This is a genomic window from Curtobacterium sp. MCLR17_051, assembly GCF_003234395.1.
Taxonomy (GTDB): Bacteria; Actinomycetota; Actinomycetes; order Actinomycetales; family Microbacteriaceae; genus Curtobacterium; species Curtobacterium flaccumfaciens.
Genome location: NZ_QKTA01000001.1, coordinates 357,360 through 377,515, shown reverse-complemented (window position 1 = coordinate 377,515; position 20,156 = coordinate 357,360). Strand labels below are relative to the sequence as shown.

Genomic DNA, 20,156 nt, shown 5'->3' with positions numbered 1-20,156 from the left:
CTGCTCCGACAGAAGGAGAGACCACCGATGAACACCCGAACCCGCGTCAGCGTCACAGCTTTGGCCGCCTGCGTCATGGTCGCCGCCCTCAGCGGTTGTGCTGCGAGCACCGCGACTCCGCCGCCGTCCGCCACCACGGCGATGACCGGGGACAAGACCCCGGTGCCGTCCCAGTCTCCGACCGCGACCGACGCCGCGACCCCGGTGAACCAACCTCCGTCGACTCCGTCGTCGTCCCCGTCGCAAGACCCCGGGACGTCGGCGCTCGCGCAGCACATCTACGACGAGTGCAGCAAGGGGGCCGCGGATGCCGGGGTCACCCTGACGTTCACGAACGACCCGTCGGGGTACCCGGGCAGCGACGGGACCTACCAGCTCATCTACCCCTTCACCTTCGACGACGGGCACACCGACCCGTACGCCGTCTACAACTGCACGCTCACCGACGACACGGTCAACTCCTCGTACGTCAGCAGCGGGATGACCGACAGTCACTGACCCCGGTCGGTGACGGCGCAGGCGTCAGGTGACAGCCCCACCCGCCGGTCAGGGTGGGAGTTCGCGCGACCAGTAGTCCGCTCGGACCACGAGAAGTTCGCCCTGTACCTCCGACGTCAGATTGACGACGCGGGGATCCCACAGCGTCCCGGGCAGCTTTGCGAACGGCTCGGTGCCCAACGTCGTCGACAGTTCGGACGGGCTCACTCCCGTCGGCGGCTGCACGGACACGACCGACCAGCATCCACCGGATGCGCACTCCTCGTCCTCGTGGACCACCCTGCTTCCCGCAGGCAGGGGGATCGACGACGACGTCGGCACGTCGCCTTCCGTCGCCCCCGCGAACAGCAGTGCGGCGCGCAGACCGATGAACAGGACGGCCGCGGCAGCCACGACCAGAACGGTCACGACGATCGCTCGTCGGGTGTCCGTCCGGTGCCTGGTCACCTCCGCAGCCTAGGCGGCGGTTCGGGCGGACCACCGGAAGTCAAGCCGCCGACACCGTGACCGAGCGGCGTTCCATCAGCCGCCATGATCCGCCGAGCAGCGGCGTGAGCGTCACGACCGTGTACACGACCGCGACGACGGCGAAGGTGGCCTCGACCCCCACACCGTCGGCAGCGAGCCCGGCGAGCAGGCCGCCGACGGGGATGCCCGCCCACGCGCCGGCACCGAGCAGGCCGAACACCCGCGCGCGCATGTGCTCCGGGATCCGCTCGAGCTCGACGGCTCCGAGGATCGGGTTGATCGACCCGGCCGCCAGCCCGGACAGCGCAGCCGAGGCGAGCATCCACGGCAGGCCGAGCCCGAGCGCCGGGACCACCAGGGACGGCCCGCCGGCGAGCACGAAGCACAGGGCGAAGACCAACCGCCGTGGCACGCGGTGCGCCACGTACCCGAAGGCGACGGAGCCGAGGAACGCCGCACCCCCGAAGACACCGGTGACGAGCCCGAGCGCCTGCGCGCCGCCGAGCTGCTGGTCGGCGTAGAGCGGCAGGAGCGTGGTCGAGCGTGCGGCGTCGAGCAGGTTCGTCACGAGCACCAGCGCGACCACGAGCCGGAACAGGGGATCGCGGACGCAGAACCGGAACCCGTCGGCGATGTCGCGCCAGTACCCCTGCGACTCCACGGGCTCGCCGGACGCGACCGGCGCCACCGCACCGCGGACCGTCAGCGCCATGAGCATCGCGGCTGCCCCGAAGGCGATCGCCACGCAGGCGAGACCCGGCATCGGACCGAGGACGGCGACCAGGGTCCCGCCGAGGGGCGCACCGATCAGCACCGACAGCCGTGACGACGCCTCGAAGTGGCCGACGGCACGTTCGAGCGGCACGCCTGCCGCGGTCGCGAGCCCCGGCAGGAGCACCCGTCGGGCGGACTCACCCGGGGTGTCGAACAGCCCGCTGACGAACACGAGCGCGAGGAGCGCCCAGAACGGCAGACCGACGGTCCAGGCGAGCACCGGCATCGCGAGCAGGGTGAGCCCGCTGACGACGTCGGACGCGACACTCGAGCGGACGAAGCCGACCCGCTCCACGATGGCACCGCCGAACGGGCCGCCGAGCACGATCGGCACCGTCGCCATGAACGCGGCGATGCCGACGTCGGTGGCGGAGCCGCCACGCGCGAGGACGGCGAACGGCACGGTGATGGTGGTGATGACGTTCCCGATGCGCGACACCACCTGCACCGCGAGCAGTGCGCGCAGTTGCGCCCGGGGGCTCAGCCGCGAGGCCATCGGTATGCCTGGTTCAGCACGAAGACCTGCTCGGAGCCGTCGCCGGCGTGGTGCTCGGCAGCGACACCAGCCCAGCGGTCCACGACGCCGCGGAGTTCCTCGCCCATGTCCTGGAGCTCGGCTGCCGTCAGGCGGAGCACGCGGTCCGAGCTCGAGGACGCCGACACCCACTCGCGTCCGAACGTCGGCGCGAGGTCGACGAACGCCTCGTAGTTCGCGGCGTACACGCGGGCGACCGCGTGGTCGAGGGTGTTGGTGGCGAGCAACCGCTCCGGGTCGTCGAGCGCATCGGCGAGCTCCCACACGGAGGCGTCGTGCGCGGCTCGCCACCAGCGCTCACGTCGGTCCGTGCCCGCGTCGGGAGCGGGTTCGATGAAGCCCGCGGCGGCGAGTCGGGTGCAGTGGTAGCTGATCGTGCCGGGCGCTTCGTCGATCACCTCGCCGATCGTCGCGGCGGTTTGCGGGCCGTTCGCACGCAACAGGCCGAGGATGCGCAGGCGTGTCGGGTGAGCGAGGGCGCGCATCTGGGCGGGGTCGTCGATCCGTCCTTGGGTCATGGTGCGACCCTATACGCACAAGAAGTCTTGTGGAATTGTTTCGAACAGGCGCAACCGCGGGGCGTCCGTACTCAGCGGTCGAGCAGCATCCTGTTGCGCGCATCGATCTGGTCTGCGGTCGCGGGGAAGTAGCTGCTGACACCGATGTGCTCGGCGTCGTGCTGTACCGCGTCGACGACCGGCCGGAGCGCGCGCTCGTAGTCAGCGAATGCCTGCTCGACGTCGCCGTCCGCTTCCCGAAGAGCGTCGTGGAGTGCGGTGGCGCCGATGATGGCGAGCGAGCCGCCCATCCCGGCGGCCGGGGAAGGGCAGTAACCGGCGTCGCCGACGAGTGCGACGCGGCCGGACGTCCACGCCGGCATCTTGATTTGGCTGAGCTTGTCGAAGTAGAAGGTCTCGGCGCCGATGGCTTCGTCGACGTGGTCCGAGAACGGCGAACCGGCCCGGAGCATGTGCTCGCGGAGGATGCGCTTCTGTGCCGCTTCGTCGTGGTGGTCGAAGAGGATCTCCTGCTCGGAGCGGAAGCCGAGGACGAGGTCGGTGGTGGTGTCGTACGAGTTGACCAGCATCGTGACGCCCGGTGCGTTGGTGATCTGGGTTGTCTGCGGTTCGATGACGAGGTCGTCGAGGGTGGCGACGGAGAAGTACGTCCGCAGGAAGTGGCTGTACAGCGCTTCCTGCCCGAAGTGCAGTCGACGCACTGTGGAGTGGTTGCCGTCGCAGCCGAACACCATGGAGAAGTCCCGTTCGGTTCCGTCGCGGAAGGTGACGTGCACGCGCTCTTCGTCGGTCTCGTGCAGGGATGTGACCGAGTTGTTCCACAGCATCTCCACCTCGCCCTCGGTCGCGGCGGCGAGGATGTCGAGCAGGTCGTCGCGGTGGATCTCGTAGCCGTCGCCCGTCGATCCGGCCGAGGGCGGCACGGGATCCATCCGCGCGATGCGGTCTCCCTCCGGCGTCGTGAACTCCGTCACCCGCGGCGCGAGCGCCTTCGCCGAGATCTGCTCGAGCAGGCCCATCCGATCCACGATCGCGATGGTGTCGTCCCGGATGTCGACCGGGGTGCCGCCTCGCTTCAACCCGGGAGCGACCTCGACGATCGAGACGTCGTACCCGAGCCGACGCATCCACAGCGCGGTCGTGAGCCCAGCGAAACTCGCTCCTGCGATGAGTACCTGTTCCTGTGTCTGCGTGGTCATCGATCGTCCTCGTTCCTCGGTATCCACCGAACTTGTAGTGACTCTAACTTCGGCCAACGTACCAGAACTTTGGGTCACTCAACGTTTCGTGTCAGACTCGGGGGATGGTGGAGTCGAGCGAGGGTGTTCCGTCGGGGCTGCGAGAGCGCAAGAAACGGGAGACCCGCGAGCGCCTGGGTGACGTTGCTGCACGCCTGTTCGCTGAGCACGGGTACGACGAGGTGTCGATGTCAGACGTGGCCCGAGCTGCAGGCGTCTCGGATCAGACCGTCTACAACTACTTCCCGACCAAACCCGATCTGGTGTTCGACCGAGCCGATGAGGTGCTCGAGAAGATCCGAGCTGCGGTTGCGGACCGAGGTGCGCAGCAGTCACCCGCGGAAGCGATGCGCACCATCGTGCTCGAGGATGTCGATCGGTACGTCGCAGAGGACCCGGCCTTGGCGCGAGGGGAGTTCCCAGCGCAGTGCCGGCTCAGCGCGGTGCTCCGGCGACGGGCGCTGGAGTTCTACGACGAGGTTACGTCCGCAGTGGCAGTAGAACTGGCGGACACGGGTTTCGACTCGATGACCCGGCGTGCTCAGGCTGCCGCGCTCGTGGCCGTCGTGCAGCAGACCACCGAGGCCATCGGCGACGCGGTGCTCGCGGACGCCGACCGGGAATCGACCCGCAAGCGCTTGGTGGCCACGGCCGGAGCGGCGCTGGACCACCTGTCCACCTGGTGCGCGCCGGCCTGATCCACGTCGAGGGACAGGGCGGGTGCGCGGAATGCATCCGATGCACCTGGTGGCCCTCTCATGGCGCGGGGCGTCGTACCGACCTACCGTCTACTTGTCAGACGATCGTCTGTCGAATAGGCCCTCTGGAAGGAACCTGCTCCATGCGTCACGCTCCTCGCCTCCGCCGGACCAACGCGCTGCTGATCACCAGTGGCGTCCTCACGGCGGCAGCGCTCGCTGTCGGGGCGGCCGGGCCCGTCTCCGCGGCCAACGCCGACGGCGCGGCGCCCACCCAGTCCGTAGCCGCCGCCAGCGGTGACAACTACGTGGCCCTCGGCGACTCGTACGCGGGCGGCTTCGGCGTCGCCCCCTACGGCTCGGGTCCGGCAGCCGGCTGCTTCCAGTCCACCACCGACTACCCGCACCAGGTCGCAGCGTCACTGGGACTCCAGCTCGACGACCGTGCCTGCGCCGGTGCCACCACCGGCAACATCTCCCGGGTCGCGCAGAAGACCGGAGCCGGAAGTGCCACCGCGCCCGTCCAGGCCGACGCGCTCTCCAAGGACACGGACGTCGTCACGGTGTCGATCGGCGGGAACGACCTGGGGTTCTCCGGCGTCATCGCGAACTGCGTCGCGCTGGACAAGGCCGGCCCGGTGTTCTCGGAGATCCACGGGAAGACCTACGACCACTGCAAGGACTACTACGCACCGGTCGTGCACGGCGTCACGCGGGATCGTCTCGCATCGCGCATCCGCACGGTCGTGGCACCTCGGCTCGCTGCGACGTTCCGCGTGATCGCGCAGCGTGCTCCGCAGGCGAAGGTGTTCGTCGTCGGCTACCCGATGCTCGCGCCGGGTGCGGCGCAGGCCCCGAAGGGATGCTTCTCGAGTCTCCTCGGTGACTCCGGTCTCGAACCGCCGTTCCCGCAGAACGCGTTCCCCTTCACCGCCACCGACACCGCCTACTTCCACCGCACCCAGAACGCGCTCGACGCAGCGGTCAAGGCTGCGGCGAAGGCTCGTGGGTTCACCTACGTCTCGACGCTCCAGGGGTCTGCCGCGCACACCCCCTGTGCCGCGTCGGGTTCCGCATGGATGGCGGGACTCACCCTGACCGACCGCGGCACCGCCGCGAACAGCACGCCGCTGGCCGGGACGAAGTACAGCATCCTCTTCGGCGCACTCCACCCGAACGCTGCCGGCATCGCGTACCTGCGTGACCAGACCAAGGCCGCGATCGTCGGATCGCGCTGACGCACCAGCGCCTGCTGGTCGCGTCGTCGACGCGACCAGCAGGCGGACGGGAGGCCCGGTGCCAGCTGGCACCGTCCCTCCAGGCACGGCCGTCACCCCGCTGGCGCGGTGCTCCGGTACCGGCTGGTGGGGCCCACCTCCCGTCCGTCTCTCATGGACTTCCGGGCGGGGGCCGCGTTGCTGGTCGGCTTGCCACTCATCGTGCTCAGCGGCGGTTTCAGTCCTCGTGAGGGCTGCGCGGATGCGGACGACGAATCGGCGTTGCTGGTTACCGCAAAATCGGTGAGGAACCGTCGTGTGGGCGGATGGTCCGGCAGTACGGTCCGGAAACAGCCTGACCCGAGGCTGCGAGAAGCCGACCCGAAGGCGACCCGATGGACAACTGCGACGAGCGACGGCCTGGCGCCCTCGCGTTCACGAAGCATCTCGGAGAGCAGTTCGGCGGTGATCTCCGGCGGACGAGAGCAGCTCCGGTCGCGCCACGAATCCACGGCGCGGTGCAGGCGACTGCCGTGCGAGCGCACACCGGCGGCGGCTCGAAGGGCGGACTCCGTCAGGTCGTTGCTGATCCAGTCACGTTGCGGTTCGAGACGGCGAGCACGGGGCTGTCCCTCGCCGGCCTGGGTGTCGCGATCGGATGCGGAGTCGCGCGCACGATCGGCCAGCAGATCCTGCCAGTCGCGAGGATCGTGGATCCCGAGTCGGGCGACGCGGAGCTCGACGAACGCGGCGTGTTCGAGGCACAGCTCGCCGAGGTGCTCACGGAGTCTTGGCCTCTCACCGTGGAACTCGCTGCAGAGGAGCTGGCGGCGGACACCATCATCATGCCCGTCGTCGGTGATCGCGTGCACTACAGCAGGGGTTCCGGGCACCTCATCGGGCTGCAGGGAGTCGTCGTTGAGTCCGAAGACCGACAAGCCCTGCCGCGCGGGCTGCGGTCCGTGCAGCTCGACGGTGAGGCGTGGCCGATCGTCGTCACGGTGGTGTCCCTGGACCGGATCTAGCTGTTGCTGCGAACAGGAGCCGGTCCCGGCACGAGCGCCGCGATGCGCTCGTGCCGGGACTGCCGTCAAACCGCCGGGCTGAGGAGACGCCCGGTGAATTCGCGCAGGGCCCGCACGGCCCGCCGCGACAGCGTCGCGTCGGGCATCATGCTCGTCGATCCGTGGAACGCTCCCGGCCACACGTGCAGTTCCGCCTGGACCCCTGCCGCCCACAGCGAGCTGGCGTAGGCGACGGTCTCGTCGCGGAACACCTCGGTGCTGCCGCAGTCGATGTACGCGGGCGGGAGCCCGGCGAGGTTGGTCGCGCGGCCGGGTGCGGCGTAGATCGACACGTCCTCGCCGCCCCGCCGGTCACCGAGGTAGGCGTCCCAGCCGAACCGTGTCATCTCCCGGTCGGCGACCCCGACACCGTCGAACTGCCGAGCCGACAGGGTCGCGTCGCGGTCGTCGAGCATGGGGCTCACGAGCACCTGGCCGATGACGGAGGGCCCCCGTCGGTCGCGGGCGAGGAGGGCGGTGCCGGCGGCGAGACCGGCGCCGGCGCTCTGCCCGACGAGGACGATGCGCTCCGGGTCGATGCCGAGTTCGTCGGCGTGCTCGGCTGCCCAGACGAGACCGGCGTAGCAGTCCTCGACCGGGTACGGGTCCGGGTGTTCCGGAGCCAGGCGGTAGTCCGGGCTGACCAGGACCACGTCGTGCACCAGCAGCCACTCGTCGTAGGAGTCGAGGTTGCCGAGGTGGTGGCCGAACATCATGCCGCCGCCGTGGATCGCGTAGGCCAGGGCAGCCGTGCCGGTGCGGCCGGTGCGTTGGATCACGGCGAGGTCGATCGGGTCACCGCGGTGCCCCGGGATCGTGATGCTGCTGCGCTCGAGGCCGCGAGCATGCAGTCCTTCGTCGAGCTGCGCCTCGGTCATGTCCAGCTGTCGCATCTGCGGCAGCATCTGCGCCGTGAGGTGGAAGCGGCCGCGCGCATCCATGGCGGTGAGGAAGGGCACGAACTCGGGATCGAACGGCGGGCGGGGGAGGGCGATGGTGTCAGACACGGGAGGTCTCCTCGGTGATGGTGGTCGGGTCGGTGTGTGCAGGGGCGGTGTCGGCAGGGTCGGACGGGGCCTCGTCCTCTGGTTCGACGGCGGGCCGGGCTTGGAGCATGCCGACCACGACGAGCAGTGCTGCGACCGCGGCGAGGCCGAGCCCGGCGACGGTGAGGGCGTCCTGGAAGCCCTCGAGCCGGACGGCGGTCCAGGTGGTCGTGGTGATGCTCCCGGCGACGAAGGCGGCGACGATGGTCCCCGCCGCCGCGACGGCGGCACCACCCGCGAGCTCGCTCGAGGTGTCGACGAGCGCTGCTCCGACGGAGGTGCGGTCCGCGGGCAGCCCCGTGAGGACCGACGCGCCGGCGACGACGCCGACGACCCGCATGCCGGCCGCGACGAGCACGAGCGCGACGAGCACCCAGGGGTACCCGTACCGGCTCAGGGCGCCGAAGACCGCGAGCCCTGCGACGACCGAGACGGCGCTCATCCAGGCGGCGCGGTTCAGGCCGACCCGCTGCACGAACGGCCCGACGAAGCGGCCGCCGACGAGCAGTACGACCACCTGCGGCAGCGTCCCGACGGCGGCCAGGGCCGGCGGCCAGCCCCAGGCGAACTGCAGCTGCAGGGTCACGAGGTACGACAGTCCGGCGACGGCCAGACCCGACGCGGCCTTGAACGCGAGGCCGCTCGAGACGAGTGGTCGGGCGAGCAGGTGCAGGTCGATCAGCGGGTGCCGCGCGGTCCGCTCGCGGGCGACGAACCCCACAGCGCAGGTGACGGCGAGGGCGAGGACGGCCCACCCCCACCAGCCAGCGGCTCCGGACTCGACCAGGATCGTCGGCGCCACGAGCGCTCCGGCCGTGGTCACGGTACCGAGCAGCGCTCCGACCACGTCGACCGGATCACGATGGAGCCCTGAATCCTCGTCGCGGGCGACACCGAGCCGGATGCCGACGAGTGCGAGGACCGCGATGGGCACGTCGGCCAGCAGCAGCACCTGCCACGGGGCGACGGCGAGCACGAACCCGCCGACGGTCGGCCCGATGGCCAGTCCCACGAGCCCGGCCGTCGAGATGACGGTGAGTGCCCGCACCCGGAGACCTTCGTCGTCGAAGAGTCGGAACGCGAGCGCCATCGACCCGGGCGTCGTCATCGCCGCGGCGACGCCCATCGCGACGCGCACGGCGATCAGTTGCTCGGTCGACGTGACCACCGCCGTGGCGAGGCTCGCCAGGGCCAGCAGGACGAGCCCGGCGAACATGACCCGGCGGCGTCCGATGCGGTCGGCGACGGCGCCGAAGAGCAGCATCAGCCCTCCGAAGGCGACCGAGTAGGCACCCGAGACCCACTGCAGGCCCGTCGTCGACGAGCCCAGGTCGCGACCGATCGTCGGCAGGGCGACGTTGAGCACGGAGTTGTCGAGCATCTCGAACAGGAACACCGCGGACAGCCCGGCGAGGGCGATCCAGGCGTCGCGCAGACGAGGAGAAGAACCACCGCCGGGCCTGTGCCCGGTGGTGCGAGCGGGACTGGGGGACACGATGGCGCACTCCTTCGAGGGAAGAAGTGGCGACTCGTTCGATGCCGCGTGCGGGTGCGTCGCAGATCGCGGCGCCTTTTACCTCAGTGATCGAGACCATACACGGACTGCCCACTCGAGGAAAGTCCGCGGCGGACGTCCCGGTTGCTGCCGTCGCAGTTCGAGGTGGGAAGTGGCAGGACCTACCCTGGACGGATGCTCTCCCGCCGCGAAGCCGCCGTCCGGCTCGACATCCCCCTCGAGATGGCGACCCGCCACGGCATCCCGTCGCGCCTGAGCGAAGCGGAGCTCGACGCGATCGAGCAGGACCCGCCCGCCTGGCTCGTGCAGTCCCGGGCCAACCGCACCGGCACGAAGAAGGTCTGGACGCGCCTGGAGTGCGTGGTCTGCGGCTTCGACGAAGAGGCGCGCCCGAAGAAGTGGTGGCCCGAGTGGGACTACCTGATGTGCGACTACCACGCCCCGTACCAGGCGCCCGAGCCCACCGCCGGCCTGACGCGGCGTGAGGTCGAGGGCATCGGTAGTCGTTTCATCGCGCTCGTCGACGAGAAGCACTAGCCCACAGGGTCCGCAGGACGCGCCGCGTCGAGCAGACGCGACCACGCAGACGGACGGGAGGCCCGGTGCCAGCTGGCACCGGGCCTCCCGTCCGTCCGTGGTGCGGACCTGCGGACGCTACTCGGTCGTCGAGACCCAGTCGATGAGCAGGTTGCCCTGCTCGCCCCAGTTGCCGACCTGGAACATGAAGCGGTGCGGGGTCGTCGGCACGTCGTGCGTGATCGTGCCCAGGACCTTGCCGTCGACGCTGTAGGTCACGGACTCACCGGGGACCCAGTCGACCTTGTAGGTGTGCCAGTCGCGCCACGAGACGCCGGTGCCGAGCTGGACGCGCTCGGCTTCCTTGCCCGGGGTCATCGAGTGGTGGAACACCGAGGGGCTGTCCTCGAAGTTGCCCTCGGGGAAGTCGATCTCGCCGTCGGCCCACACGTTCGACGTCGGCCACAGCATGAAGGCCGCGCCGTTGCCGTCGCCGCCGGTCGCCTTCGCGCGGACCGAGAAGGAGCCACCGACGTGGTCCCAGGCGCCGGCGGAGGAGCCGAAGGTGCCGGCTGCTCCGGCACCGGTGCCGAGGGCGACGTCCATCACGCCGTCGTGCACCGACACCGTCTTGCTCGGCGCGTAGATGCCCGAGGTGCCGTCGGGGTAGGGCTGCCACGACTGCGGGTACAGCGACTGGACGAGGCCGGTGACGGCGTTCGTGGTGAAGTCCTCGACGAACGGGGCGTCCGGTGCGATCGCGGACAGGTCCGCGGGGGAGGCCTCAGCCTCGGGTGCCGCTTCCGGCGCAGCCTCGGACTCGGGCTCGGCCTCTGCGTCGGGCGCGGGCTCGGCCACGGGGGCGGAGTCCTCGATCGGCGCGGAGTCCTGCTCGGGCTCCGTGTCCGGGGCCCACTCGTCGGTGGGGGCCGGGGTCTCCGTCTCGTCCGGGGCCGGCGTCGGGGTGGGGTTCACCGGTGCGTTGTGCCAGCGGCGCTCGCCGTCCCAGCCCCACCAGGTGCGGGCGGAGGCGGCGGTGGGGACACCGAGGACCAGGGCGCCGGCGGTCGCGACCGCCAGGATCGCGCGGTGGCGGATCATCGGGTGCCCCCTCGGGTGGTCGGGGGCGTGGACGTGGTGCGTGGGGTCGTGCCGCGCGAGGGCGTGCACGTGCTTCGGGTCGAGATGTCGGGCTCCTCGTGGATGCTCGGGCGCAGGATGCGGGGAGGGACGGACGCACCAGCCGGCCGGATGCCGAGGGTTTCGTTGACACGTCCACGGACATCTTGCATCATTTGTGACCCGTTCGGGGGGCGTCACGGAAATCGACCGACGAACGCCCGGTGTCCGCCGCCCGAACGTGCACGATGCAACGCGCGGGGAGCCGACCGCTCAGGCCCGGGGGATCGGCTGCAACCGCTGCAGTTGCGTCACGTGCCCCGGCTCGAGCTCGTCGAGCGAGGCCACCCCGAGCAGCCGCATGGTCCGCTCGATCTGCTCGGACAGGATCTGGATCATCCGGTCCACCCCGGCCTCGCCGCCGGCCATCAGCCCGTACAGGTAGGCACGGCCGACCATCGTGAACGTCGCGCCGAGGGCCACGGCGGCGACGATGTCGGCGCCGGACATGATGCCTGTGTCAAGGTGCACCTCGGTGTCCTTCCCGACCTCCTTCACCACGGAGGGCAGCAGGTGGAAGGGCACCGGGGCGCGGTCCAGCTGCCGGCCGCCGTGGTTCGACAGCGTGATGCCGTCGACGCCCAGGTCGGCCAGGCGCTTGGCGTCCGCCAGGGACTGCACGCCCTTCACGACGATCTTGCCCTGCCACTGGTCACGGATCCAGGCGAGGTCCTCGTAGGTGACGGTCGGGTCGAACATGTGGTCGAGCAGCTCGCCGACGGTGCCGGACCAGCGGTCGAGTGACGCGAACGCCAGCGGTTCGGTGGTCAGGAAGTCGAACCACCACCACGGCCGCGGGATCGCGTTCACCACGGTCCGGGCACTCAGCTGCGGCGGGATCGAGAATCCGTTCCGCTTGTCCCGCAGCCGTGCACCCGCGACGGGGACGTCCACGGTGACGAGCAGGGTGTCGAAGCCTGCCTGCTGGGCGCGGGAGACCAGCGCCATCGACTTCTCGCGGTCCTTCCACATGTACAGCTGGAACCAGTTGCGCCCGTGCGGGTTGGCGTCGCGGACGTCCTCGATCGCGGTGGTGCCCATCGTGGAGAGCGAGAACGGGATGCCGGCACGTCCGGCTGCCCGGGCACCGGCCCGCTCGCCCTCGGTCTGCATCATCCGCGTGAAGCCCGTCGGCGCGATGCCGAACGGGTACGACACCGGCGCCCCGAGCACCTGGCGCGAGGTGTCCACCCGCGACACGTCCCGCAGGATCGCCGGGGTGAACTCGATGTCCTCGAACGCCTGCCGCGCGCGGGCGAGGGAGATCTCCGCCTCGGCCGCGCCCTCGGTGTAGTCGAACGCGGCCTTCGGGGTGCGGCGGGCGGCGATGTCCCGCAGGTCCCAGATCGTCAAGGCCTGTTCGAGGCGCTGCCGTCGACCCGGCAGCGACGGCTTCTTGAACTGCATGAGCGGCGCGAGGTCCCGCACCGTCGGCAGCTGCCGCTTGACCCGCGTGCGAGCTGCGGACGCGGACCCGGTCGCGGGCGCCGGTGCGCCGGTTGCGGGGTCGATCCGGTGCTGGTCGTCGGTCGTGGTCATGCGTGGCTCCTGACGGGGGATCGATCGGGATCGGCGCGCGACGACGCCGACGGGGTGTACCGCACGGGCTCGACGCTCCGTGCGACGATGCTGCGGAGTGCCTCCAGTGAAGCCCCTCCGAGGCCCGCGAGTCCAGCGGCGCGCGCCTGCACCAGCACGTTGCCGAGTGCGGTGGCCTCGACCGGTCCGGCCACGACCGGCAGGCCGGTGCGGTCCGCGGTCAGCTGGCAGAGCAGCCGGTTCTGCGAGCCGCCGCCCACGACGTGCACGACCCGGATGGTCTTGCCGGTCACGTCGGCGATGGTGCGCAGGGTCTCGGCGTACGCCGTCGCGAGGGACTCGAGGATGCTCCGGACGAACTCCGCCCGCGACGCGGGGGCGCTCAGCCCGTGCGCCGCGCACCACGCGGCGATCCGCGCCGGCATGTCGCCGGGTGCCGTGAACGACTCGTCCGCGGGGTCGAAGACGGGGACCGTGGCGGTGACGGCCGCGGCGGAGGCGAGCAGGGCCTCCAGGTCGACGTGGTCGCCACCGCGCTCCCAGGAGCGGACGCTCTCCGACAGCAGCCACAGTCCGGACACGTTCTTCAGGAACCGGACACGGCCGTCGACACCGCCCTCGTTCGTGCAGTTCGCGCGTCGCGCCGCGTCCGACAGGACGGGCGCGTCGAGCTCGACGCCGACGAGCGACCACGTGCCCGACGAGATGTAGGCGAAGTCCGGCTCCGTCGCGGGGACCGCGACGACGGCGCTCGCCGTGTCGTGCGACCCGACCAGCGTCACGTCGGCCTGGCCGCCGACGAGCTCGGCGACGGACGGCAGCAGGGGGCCGAGTCGGTCGCCCGGGTCACGCAGCGTGGGCAGCAGCCCGGCCGGGAGGCCCGCAGCAGCCCGCACCGCGGGGTCCCACCCACGGGTGGTCGCGTTCAGGGCCCCGGTCGTCGAGGCGTTCGTGCGCTCGGCCGCCTCGACCCCCGTCAGCCAGTACCCGAGCAGGTCGGGGACGAGCAGCGCACGCTGCGCGAGCTGCAGCGACGGGTCGGCAGCCCACTGGAACAGGGTGTTGAACGGCAGGTGCTGCAGGCCGTTCCGGGCGTACAGCTCGGTGGCGTCCATCCGGTCGTGCACGGGGACGACACCGCCCTGGTGCCGGTCGTCGCGGTAGTGCGACGGCAGCCCGAGCAGTCGGCCGTCGCGGAGCAGGCCGTAGTCGACCGCCCACGAGTCGATGCCGATGCTGGCGATCGCGGGGTGCTCGGCGAACGCGCGCCGCAGCCCCTCGGTCACCTGCCGGTACAGCTCGACGACGTCCCAGTGCAGGGCGTCGCGGCCGGTGTCGGCGTCGCCCTCGTGCAGGGTGACGGGGCCGTTCGGGAACCGTGCGACGTGGTCCATCCTGACCCCGTCCTGGTCGACGTGGCCGACGATCACCCGGCCGCTGGTCGCCCCGAGGTCGACCGCGGCGACGCTGCCGCTGGTGTGCATGCCGTGCTCCTGCTCGGTTCGTTGGTCGTCGCTCGTTGGTCGTCGGTCGTCGCTACCGCAGGAAGGCCGCGGCGACGCCGGCGTCGACGGGCACGTGCAGGCCGGTGGTGTGCGAGAAGTCGTCGGTGCAGATGGCGTAGACGGCGTTCGCGACGTTCTCGGGCACGACCTCGCGCTTCAGGATCGTGCGCTGCGCGTAGAACTTGCCGAGGTCCTGCTCCTCGATGCCGTACGTCTTGGCGCGGTTGGCGCCCCAGCCGCTCGCGAAGATGCCGGAGCCGCGCACGACCCCGTCGGGGTTGATGCCGTTGACGCGGACGCCGTGCTCACCGAGCTCGGCCGCGAGCAACCGCACCTGGTGGGCCTGGTCGGCCTTCGTGGCGGAGTACGCGATGTTGTTCGGCCCGGCGAACACCGAGTTCTTCGACGAGATGTAGACGATGTCGCCGCCCAGGCCCTGCTCGATGAGCACCTTCGCCGCGGCCTTCGACACCAGGAACGAGCCCTTCGCCATCACGTCGTGCTGCAGGTCCCAGTCCTGCTCGGTGGTCTCGAGCAGGCTCTTGGACAACGACAGCCCCGCGTTGTTCACGACGAGGTCGAGGCCGCCGAAGTGCAGCAGCGTCTGCTGGATCGCCTGGTCGATCGCGGCGGCGTCCGTCACGTTCGCGGCGACGCCGATGGCCTGGTCGAGGCCGCCGATCTCGGCGGCGGTCTCCTGCGCCTTCGCCAGGTCGAGGTCGGCGATGACGACGGCGGCGCCCTCGGCCGCCAGGCGCTTCGCGATCGCCTTGCCGATGCCCGATGCGGCTCCGGTGACCAGGGCGATGCGCGTCGCGAGCTTCTTGGGTGCGGGCATCCGCTGCAGCTTCGCCTCTTCGAGTGCCCAGTACTCGATCCGGAACTTCTCGGCCTCGTCGATGGGGGCGTAGGTGCTGACGGACTCGGCACCGCGCATCACGTTGATCGCGTTCACGTAGAACTCACCGGCGACCCGGGCGGTCTGGGCGTCCTTGCCGTACGAGAACATCCCGACACCGGGCACCAGCACGATGAGCGGGTCGGCGCCGCGGATCGCGGGGGAGTCCGGCGTCGCGTGCCGGTCGTAGTACGCCTGGTAGTCCGCGCGGTACTGCTCGTGCAGTTCGTGGAGGCGGCCGGTCTGCTCGTCGACGCTCGACGAGGCCGGCAGGTCGAGGATGAGCGGCGTGACCTTGGTGCGCAGGAAGTGGTCCGGGCAGCTGGTGCCGAGGGCCGCGAGTGCTTCGGCGCGCTCACTCGCCAGGAACTCGAGCACGACGTCGCTGTCGGTGAAGTGCCCGACGACCGGCTTGTCGTGCCCGGCGATGCCGCGGATCGTGGGGGCGAGGGCGGCGGCGCGTGCGCGACGTTCGTCGGTCGGCAGTGCTTCGAACCCCGCTCGGAGGCCGCCGAACGGGTTCGCCGTGCCGTGCTCCGCGAGGTACTGCTCGGCGGTGTCGATGATCCAGCGGGAGTTCGCTTCGGCCTCGTCGCTCGTGTCCCCCCACGCGGTGATGCCGTGGCCGCCGAGGATCGTGCCGACGGCGTCCGGGTGGTCACGCTTGACGCCTGCGATGTCGAGCCCGAGCTGGAACCCGGGCCGGCGCCACGGCACCCAGACGACCCGGTCGCCGAAGATGCGCTCGGTCAGGGCCGGACCGTCCGCTGCCGTGGCGATCGCGATGCCGGCGTCGGGGTGCAGGTGGTCGACGTGGGCGGCGTCGACGAGGGCGTGCATGGCGGTGTCGATCGACGGCGCGGCACCACCCTTGCCGTGCAGCGTGTAGTCGAACGCGGCGACCATCTCGTCCTCGCGCTCGACGCCGGGGTAGACGTCCTGGAGGGCCCGGACGCGGTCGACTCGCAGGACCGCGAGGCCCGCCGGGGTGAGGGTGCCGAGGTCGCCCCCGGAGCCCTTCACCCAGAGCAGCTCGACCGGTTCGCCCGTGACGGGGTCGGTGTCAGTGCCCTTGGCGGAGGTGTTCCCGCCCGCGTAGTTCGTGATCCGCGGATCCGAGCCGAGCGCGTTCGAGCGCGCGACCAGCGCCCGGATCGTGGTGTCTGCGTCGGTGCCGTGCATTGCGGGGTCCACCCGTGCCTCCACTGTGTTCGTCATGTTCCTACGCGCCCCAGCCGGCCTGGACGCCGCCGACGCGGTCCTCGGCGATCGACTGCTGGTAGCCCGAGTCCAGGTACGCGCGCATCGGGTTCGCCGGCAGCCCGCGGGACTCGCGCCACTCGGCCAGGTCCTTCCGGACGTCGGTCTGGTATGCGTCCATGAAGACCTCGTTGGCGCCGAGGACGTCGTGTGCCTCCTGCGCCGCGGTCAGTGCGACGCGGTCCAGGAGCAGCGCGCGGGCCGTCATCTCCTGCACGTTGAGCACCGAGCGGATCTGGCCGGGGATCTTGTCCTCGATGTTGTGGCACTGGTCGAGCATGAACGCCACGTCGGGGTTGTCGTACCCACCGCCGCGGATGACCTCGACCAGGATCCGGAACAGCTGGAACGGGTCCGCTGCCCCCACGATCAGGTCGTCGTCGGCGTAGAAGCGCGAGTTGAAGTCGAAGGAACCGAGCTTGCCGAGGCGCAGGAGCTGCATCACGATGAACTCGATGTTCGTGCCGGGGGCGTGGTGCCCGGTGTCGAGGCAGACCATCGCCTTCGGCCCGAGCGCCGCCGTCTGCACGTAGCTGGTGCCCCAGTCGGGAACGTCCGTGTGGTAGAACGACGGCTCGAAGAACTTGTACTCGAGTACCAGTCGCTGGTCGGCACCGAGGCGGTCGTAGATCGTCGAGAGCGACTCGTGCAGGCGGTCCTGGCGGGAGCGCATGTCCTCCTGCCCCGGGTAGTTCGAGCCCTCGGCGAGCCAGATCTTCAGGTCGCGGCTGCCGGTGGCGTCCATCACGTCGACGCAGCGTAGGTGGTGGTCGATCGCCTTCTGCCGGATCGTCTCGTCGACGTGGGTCAGGGCGCCGAACTTGTAGTCGTCGTCCTGGAACGTGTTCGAGTTGACGGTGCCGAGCGACACCCCGTGCTCCTCGGCGTGGCGCTTGAGGTCGGCGAAGTCGTCCACCAGGTCCCACGGGATGTGCAGTGCGACGGTGGGCGCAAGGCCGGTGTACTGCTGCACCTGGGCGGCGTCGGCGATCTTCTCGTAGGGGTCGCGCGGGGTGCCCGGCGTGCTGAACACCTTGAAGCGGGTGCCGGAGTTGCCGAAGGCCCAGCTGGGCAGCTCGATCTGCTGTCGTGCCAGCTGGTCGGCGATGCCGGCGAAGCTCGGGGTCGATGTCATCGTGTCACTTCCTCGTGTGCGATTGAATCGTTTCATACAGTACGGCGCGCGGCGGTCTGCCGCAACCGTGGGGGTGGTTTGGTGCCGCGGGTGGTGCCGCAAAACACCGGTGTTCACGTGGTGAACACGCGCGTTCGGGGGTTCGACGCGCGAACACCGGTGTTTTGCGGACCAGGGCCCTACGCGGCGGGGACGGCGGCGGGCGCGCGGAGGTCGTGCGTTCCGCCGCCGAGCCGCTGCTCGGGCCCACCCGGCAGGCGCACCACGGCCGAGACGCCCTCGGGCACGGTCGCCCGGACGCGCAACTCCCCGTCGATGAGCTCCCACCGCACCGCGACGTGCCCGTGCACGGTGTCGAGCGAGGTCTCCGCCCACGTCAGCCCACCGCCCGGCTGCGGCGCGATCAGGACGGCCGAGTACCCCGGCGACAGCGGCGACAGGCCACCCACCACCCGGTGCATCCAGTCCGCCACGGCACCGAGTGCGTAGTGGTTGAACGAGGTCATCTCACCCGGGTTGATCGTGCCGTCCGGCAGCATCGAGTCCCACCGCTCCCACACCGTCGTCGCGCCCATCGTCACCGGGTACAGCCACGACGGGCACTCCGTCTGCAGCAGCAGCCGGTAGGCGTCCTCCAGGTGGCCCGTCTGCGTCAGCGCGTCGGTGATGAAGGGCGTTCCCGCGAAGCCCGTCGAGATCCGGTACCCGGACGCCTCGACCAGCTCGGCGAGACGCTCGCCGGCCACGGCCTGCTCCTGCTCGGACAGGATCCCGAACACGATCGCCAGTGTGTACACCGTGGTCGCGTCCGACAGGATCCGCCCGTCGTCCTGCAGGTAGTGGGTGCGGAACCCGGCCTGGAGGCGCGTGGCGAGTTCCCGGAACTCCGCTGCTTCCGCCTCGTGACCGCCCAACACCTCCGCCGCGTCCGCCACGATCGTCGCGGACCGGTAGGCGCAGATGGTCGCGACGACGCCCTTGTCGGCCTTCGCGTCGGCCGGGGCCTCGGGCGGGGCGTCCGGGTCGAGCCAGTCGCCGAACTGGAACACGGTGTCCCACAGGTCCTCCGGGGACAGGTGGTCACGGACCCGGCGCAGGTGTGCGGCCATCGAGTCGAACTGCTCCTCGAGCACCGCGGTGTCGCCGTACGCCTGGTACAGGGTCCACGGCACCCAGACGCCGGCGTCCGACCAGACGGCGGTCGCGTCGGGCTTGCCGAAGTCCTCGGCGGGGGAGTACTTCAGCACGTCCGGCACCACGAACGGGATGACCCCGTCGGCGTGCTGCTGCTCGAGCCAGACGTCGCGCAGCCAGTCGGCCAGGAACGTCCGGGTGTCGAACAGGTACGAGGCCGTCGGGGCGAACGCGGCGATGTCGCCCGTCCAGCCGAGTCGCTCGTCGCGCTGCGGGCAGTCGGTCGGCACGCTCAGGAAGTTGCCCTGCATGCCCCGGACGACGTTGTCGTGGAAGGTGTTCAGCAGCTCGTGGCTCGACGCGAACGTGCCGGTGCGGGTGAGGTCCGACCCGACCTGCACGGCGGTGACCGCGGCGCGGAGTTCGTCGTGCGTGCCTCGCCAGCCGTCGACCTGCGCGTACCGGAACCCGTGGAACGTGAACCGGGGCTCGAACGTCTCGGGCTCGTCGTCACCGCGCAGGGTGAAGTGGTCCGTCGCCGTCGCGGTGCGCAAGGGGCGGGTGCCGAGCTCGTCGTGCTCGAGCACCTCGGCGTGCTGCAGGGTCAGCACGGTGCCGGCCGGGCCGGTCGCGGTGACCCGGAGCCACCCGACCAGGTTCACGCCGAAGTCGAGCAGGGTCGCTCCCGACGGGCTCGTCCAGATCGCCACCGGGGCGATCTCGGCCAGCGGGCGCACCGGCGGCACGGTGTCGGCGACGAGTTCGCGCTCGCCGATGTCGACCGTGTGCACCGTGCTCGTCTGCCCCCGGTGCCCGTCAACGCTGGGCACGGTGACCTCGCCGGGCGTCAGGAACGAGCCGTCGCGGAGTCGGGCGTCGATGTCCTGCCCGTCGTAGAGCTGGTCCGCGGTGATCGCGCTCGACAGGGCCTGCCAGTCGGTGTCGGTCGTGACGCGCTGCTCGTGCCCGTCGGCGAAGGTGATCCGGAGTTCGGCGAACCCGGCGCGCTCGTCGGTGTACCAGCCACCGCCCCCGCCCCAGGCCAGTCGTCCGGCGGCCCAGCCGTTGCCGACGACGAGCGCGAGCACGGCCGGCTGCCCGGGGACCGTGTCGGTCAGGTGCTCGGTGACGTCGTGCGTGACGACGCGGATGCGCCACTCGTAGCTCGTCCACCCCGGTTCGAGCAGGTGGTCGGAGACGCGCTGCCCGCCGAGCCAGGCCTCGACGACGCCGAGGGCGCTGACGTCGAGGGTGGCGGCGGCGACGGCGCCGTGGCCGTCGTCGAGGGTGAACTCCCGACGCAGGATCGGGGCGCTGCCGAGGTCGGTGTCGGCCGCGATGAACGGTGCGGTCCAGGTGGTCATGTGGTGGTCCTTTCACGCGACCGGTCGTCGTCGACCGGTGCGGGGGTCGTGGGC

Annotated in this window: 17 protein-coding genes; 5 read left to right on the top strand and 12 right to left on the bottom strand. The window is 70.8% G+C overall.

What is annotated here, in order from left to right:
• The first annotated feature begins 27 nt into the window (after positions 1-27).
• Positions 28-498, top strand: a complete 471-nt coding sequence (locus DEJ06_RS01855; protein WP_146245778.1) for a hypothetical protein — start codon at positions 28-30, stop codon at positions 496-498.
• A 48-nt stretch (positions 499-546) separates the two neighbouring features.
• Here DEJ06_RS01855 and DEJ06_RS01850 read toward each other — a convergent pair whose 3' ends face one another.
• The 4 genes from DEJ06_RS01850 to DEJ06_RS01835 form a co-directional block, all read right to left on the bottom strand.
• The gene (locus tag DEJ06_RS01850) at positions 547-906 is read right to left on the bottom strand and encodes a hypothetical protein (RefSeq protein ID WP_146245777.1); all 360 of its coding nucleotides are present in this window, start codon (positions 904-906) and stop codon (positions 547-549) included.
• 79 nt (positions 907-985) lie between these two features.
• Positions 986-2,236, bottom strand: a complete 1,251-nt coding sequence (locus tag DEJ06_RS01845; protein ID WP_111029948.1) for an MFS transporter — start codon at positions 2,234-2,236, stop codon at positions 986-988.
• Positions 2,221-2,793, bottom strand: a complete 573-nt coding sequence (locus DEJ06_RS01840; protein ID WP_111029949.1) for a transcriptional regulator — start codon at positions 2,791-2,793, stop codon at positions 2,221-2,223. The genes DEJ06_RS01845 and DEJ06_RS01840 overlap by 16 nt, the downstream gene beginning before the upstream one ends.
• 71 nt (positions 2,794-2,864) lie before the next feature.
• Positions 2,865-3,992 carry an FAD-dependent monooxygenase gene (locus DEJ06_RS01835; protein WP_111038212.1) on the bottom strand — a complete coding sequence of 376 codons (1,128 nt, stop codon included), beginning with the start codon at positions 3,990-3,992 and terminating at the stop codon, positions 2,865-2,867.
• Positions 3,993-4,096: 104 nt separating this feature from the next.
• Here DEJ06_RS01835 and DEJ06_RS01830 point away from each other — a divergent pair, with 104 nt between their 5' ends.
• The 3 genes from DEJ06_RS01830 to DEJ06_RS01820 all read left to right on the top strand — a co-directional run bounded on the left by DEJ06_RS01830 (position 4,097) and on the right by DEJ06_RS01820 (position 6,971).
• A complete protein-coding gene (locus DEJ06_RS01830) occupies positions 4,097-4,729 on the top strand; it encodes a TetR/AcrR family transcriptional regulator (protein ID WP_111038211.1) in 633 nt (210 codons plus the stop codon).
• A 143-nt stretch (positions 4,730-4,872) separates the two neighbouring features.
• Positions 4,873-5,967: an SGNH/GDSL hydrolase family protein gene (locus DEJ06_RS01825; RefSeq protein ID WP_111038210.1), complete on the top strand. Its 1,095-nt coding sequence runs from the start codon at positions 4,873-4,875 to the stop codon at positions 5,965-5,967.
• A gap of 374 nt (positions 5,968-6,341) precedes the next feature.
• The gene (locus tag DEJ06_RS01820; protein ID WP_146245776.1) at positions 6,342-6,971 is read left to right on the top strand and encodes a hypothetical protein; all 630 of its coding nucleotides are present in this window, start codon (positions 6,342-6,344) and stop codon (positions 6,969-6,971) included.
• Between the two features lie 65 nt (positions 6,972-7,036).
• Here the strand turns inward: DEJ06_RS01820 and DEJ06_RS01815 are convergent, their stop codons facing one another.
• Positions 7,037-8,017: an alpha/beta hydrolase gene (locus tag DEJ06_RS01815; protein WP_111038208.1), complete on the bottom strand. Its 981-nt coding sequence runs from the start codon at positions 8,015-8,017 to the stop codon at positions 7,037-7,039.
• Positions 8,010-9,551 carry an MFS transporter gene (locus tag DEJ06_RS01810; protein WP_309146902.1) on the bottom strand — a complete coding sequence of 514 codons (1,542 nt, stop codon included), beginning with the start codon at positions 9,549-9,551 and terminating at the stop codon, positions 8,010-8,012. Before DEJ06_RS01810 ends, DEJ06_RS01815 begins: the two co-directional genes overlap by 8 nt.
• A gap of 195 nt (positions 9,552-9,746) precedes the next feature.
• On the opposite strand from DEJ06_RS01810, the gene DEJ06_RS01805 reads away from it, so the two are divergent.
• Positions 9,747-10,109 carry a hypothetical protein gene (locus tag DEJ06_RS01805; protein WP_111038207.1) on the top strand — a complete coding sequence of 121 codons (363 nt, stop codon included), beginning with the start codon at positions 9,747-9,749 and terminating at the stop codon, positions 10,107-10,109.
• A 117-nt stretch (positions 10,110-10,226) separates the two neighbouring features.
• On the opposite strand, the gene DEJ06_RS18530 is transcribed toward DEJ06_RS01805, so the two are convergent.
• The 6 genes from DEJ06_RS18530 to DEJ06_RS01775 form a co-directional block, all read right to left on the bottom strand.
• Positions 10,227-11,189: a glycoside hydrolase family 16 protein gene (locus tag DEJ06_RS18530; protein WP_258372407.1), complete on the bottom strand. Its 963-nt coding sequence runs from the start codon at positions 11,187-11,189 to the stop codon at positions 10,227-10,229.
• 291 nt (positions 11,190-11,480) lie between these two features.
• Complete coding sequence (locus DEJ06_RS01795) at positions 11,481-12,806, bottom strand: alpha-hydroxy acid oxidase (RefSeq protein ID WP_181436732.1); 1,326 nt, start codon at positions 12,804-12,806, stop codon at positions 11,481-11,483.
• Positions 12,803-14,290 carry a rhamnulokinase family protein gene (locus DEJ06_RS01790; protein ID WP_111038206.1) on the bottom strand — a complete coding sequence of 496 codons (1,488 nt, stop codon included), beginning with the start codon at positions 14,288-14,290 and terminating at the stop codon, positions 12,803-12,805. The genes DEJ06_RS01795 and DEJ06_RS01790 overlap by 4 nt, the downstream gene beginning before the upstream one ends.
• Before the next feature lie 52 nt (positions 14,291-14,342).
• Positions 14,343-16,391: a bifunctional aldolase/short-chain dehydrogenase gene (locus DEJ06_RS01785; protein WP_111038205.1), complete on the bottom strand. Its 2,049-nt coding sequence runs from the start codon at positions 16,389-16,391 to the stop codon at positions 14,343-14,345.
• Between the two features lie 40 nt (positions 16,392-16,431).
• The gene (gene rhaI, locus DEJ06_RS01780) at positions 16,432-17,604 is read right to left on the bottom strand and encodes an L-rhamnose isomerase (RefSeq protein WP_111038204.1); all 1,173 of its coding nucleotides are present in this window, start codon (positions 17,602-17,604) and stop codon (positions 16,432-16,434) included.
• Positions 17,605-17,783: 179 nt separating this feature from the next.
• A complete protein-coding gene (locus DEJ06_RS01775; RefSeq protein WP_111038203.1) occupies positions 17,784-20,102 on the bottom strand; it encodes a family 78 glycoside hydrolase catalytic domain in 2,319 nt (772 codons plus the stop codon).
• Positions 20,103-20,156 lie beyond the last annotated feature (54 nt).

Coding starts and splice junctions, on each gene's coding strand:
- DEJ06_RS01855 (WP_146245778.1), top strand. CDS start 28: ATGAACACCCGAACCCGCGTCAGCGTCACAGCTTTGGCCGCCTGCGTC.
- DEJ06_RS01845 (WP_111029948.1), bottom strand. CDS start 2,236: ATGGCCTCGCGGCTGAGCCCCCGGGCGCAACTGCGCGCACTGCTCGCG.
- DEJ06_RS01840 (WP_111029949.1), bottom strand. CDS start 2,793: ATGACCCAAGGACGGATCGACGACCCCGCCCAGATGCGCGCCCTCGCT.
- DEJ06_RS01835 (WP_111038212.1), bottom strand. CDS start 3,992: ATGACCACGCAGACACAGGAACAGGTACTCATCGCAGGAGCGAGTTTC.
- DEJ06_RS01830 (WP_111038211.1), top strand. CDS start 4,097: ATGGTGGAGTCGAGCGAGGGTGTTCCGTCGGGGCTGCGAGAGCGCAAG.
- DEJ06_RS01825 (WP_111038210.1), top strand. CDS start 4,873: ATGCGTCACGCTCCTCGCCTCCGCCGGACCAACGCGCTGCTGATCACC.
- DEJ06_RS01820 (WP_146245776.1), top strand. CDS start 6,342: ATGGACAACTGCGACGAGCGACGGCCTGGCGCCCTCGCGTTCACGAAG.
- DEJ06_RS01805 (WP_111038207.1), top strand. CDS start 9,747: ATGCTCTCCCGCCGCGAAGCCGCCGTCCGGCTCGACATCCCCCTCGAG.
- DEJ06_RS18530 (WP_258372407.1), bottom strand. CDS start 11,189: ATGATCCGCCACCGCGCGATCCTGGCGGTCGCGACCGCCGGCGCCCTG.
- DEJ06_RS01795 (WP_181436732.1), bottom strand. CDS start 12,806: ATGACCACGACCGACGACCAGCACCGGATCGACCCCGCAACCGGCGCA.
- DEJ06_RS01790 (WP_111038206.1), bottom strand. CDS start 14,290: ATGCACACCAGCGGCAGCGTCGCCGCGGTCGACCTCGGGGCGACCAGC.
- DEJ06_RS01785 (WP_111038205.1), bottom strand. CDS start 16,391: ATGCACGGCACCGACGCAGACACCACGATCCGGGCGCTGGTCGCGCGC.
- rhaI (WP_111038204.1), bottom strand. CDS start 17,604: ATGACATCGACCCCGAGCTTCGCCGGCATCGCCGACCAGCTGGCACGA.
- DEJ06_RS01775 (WP_111038203.1), bottom strand. CDS start 20,102: ATGACCACCTGGACCGCACCGTTCATCGCGGCCGACACCGACCTCGGC.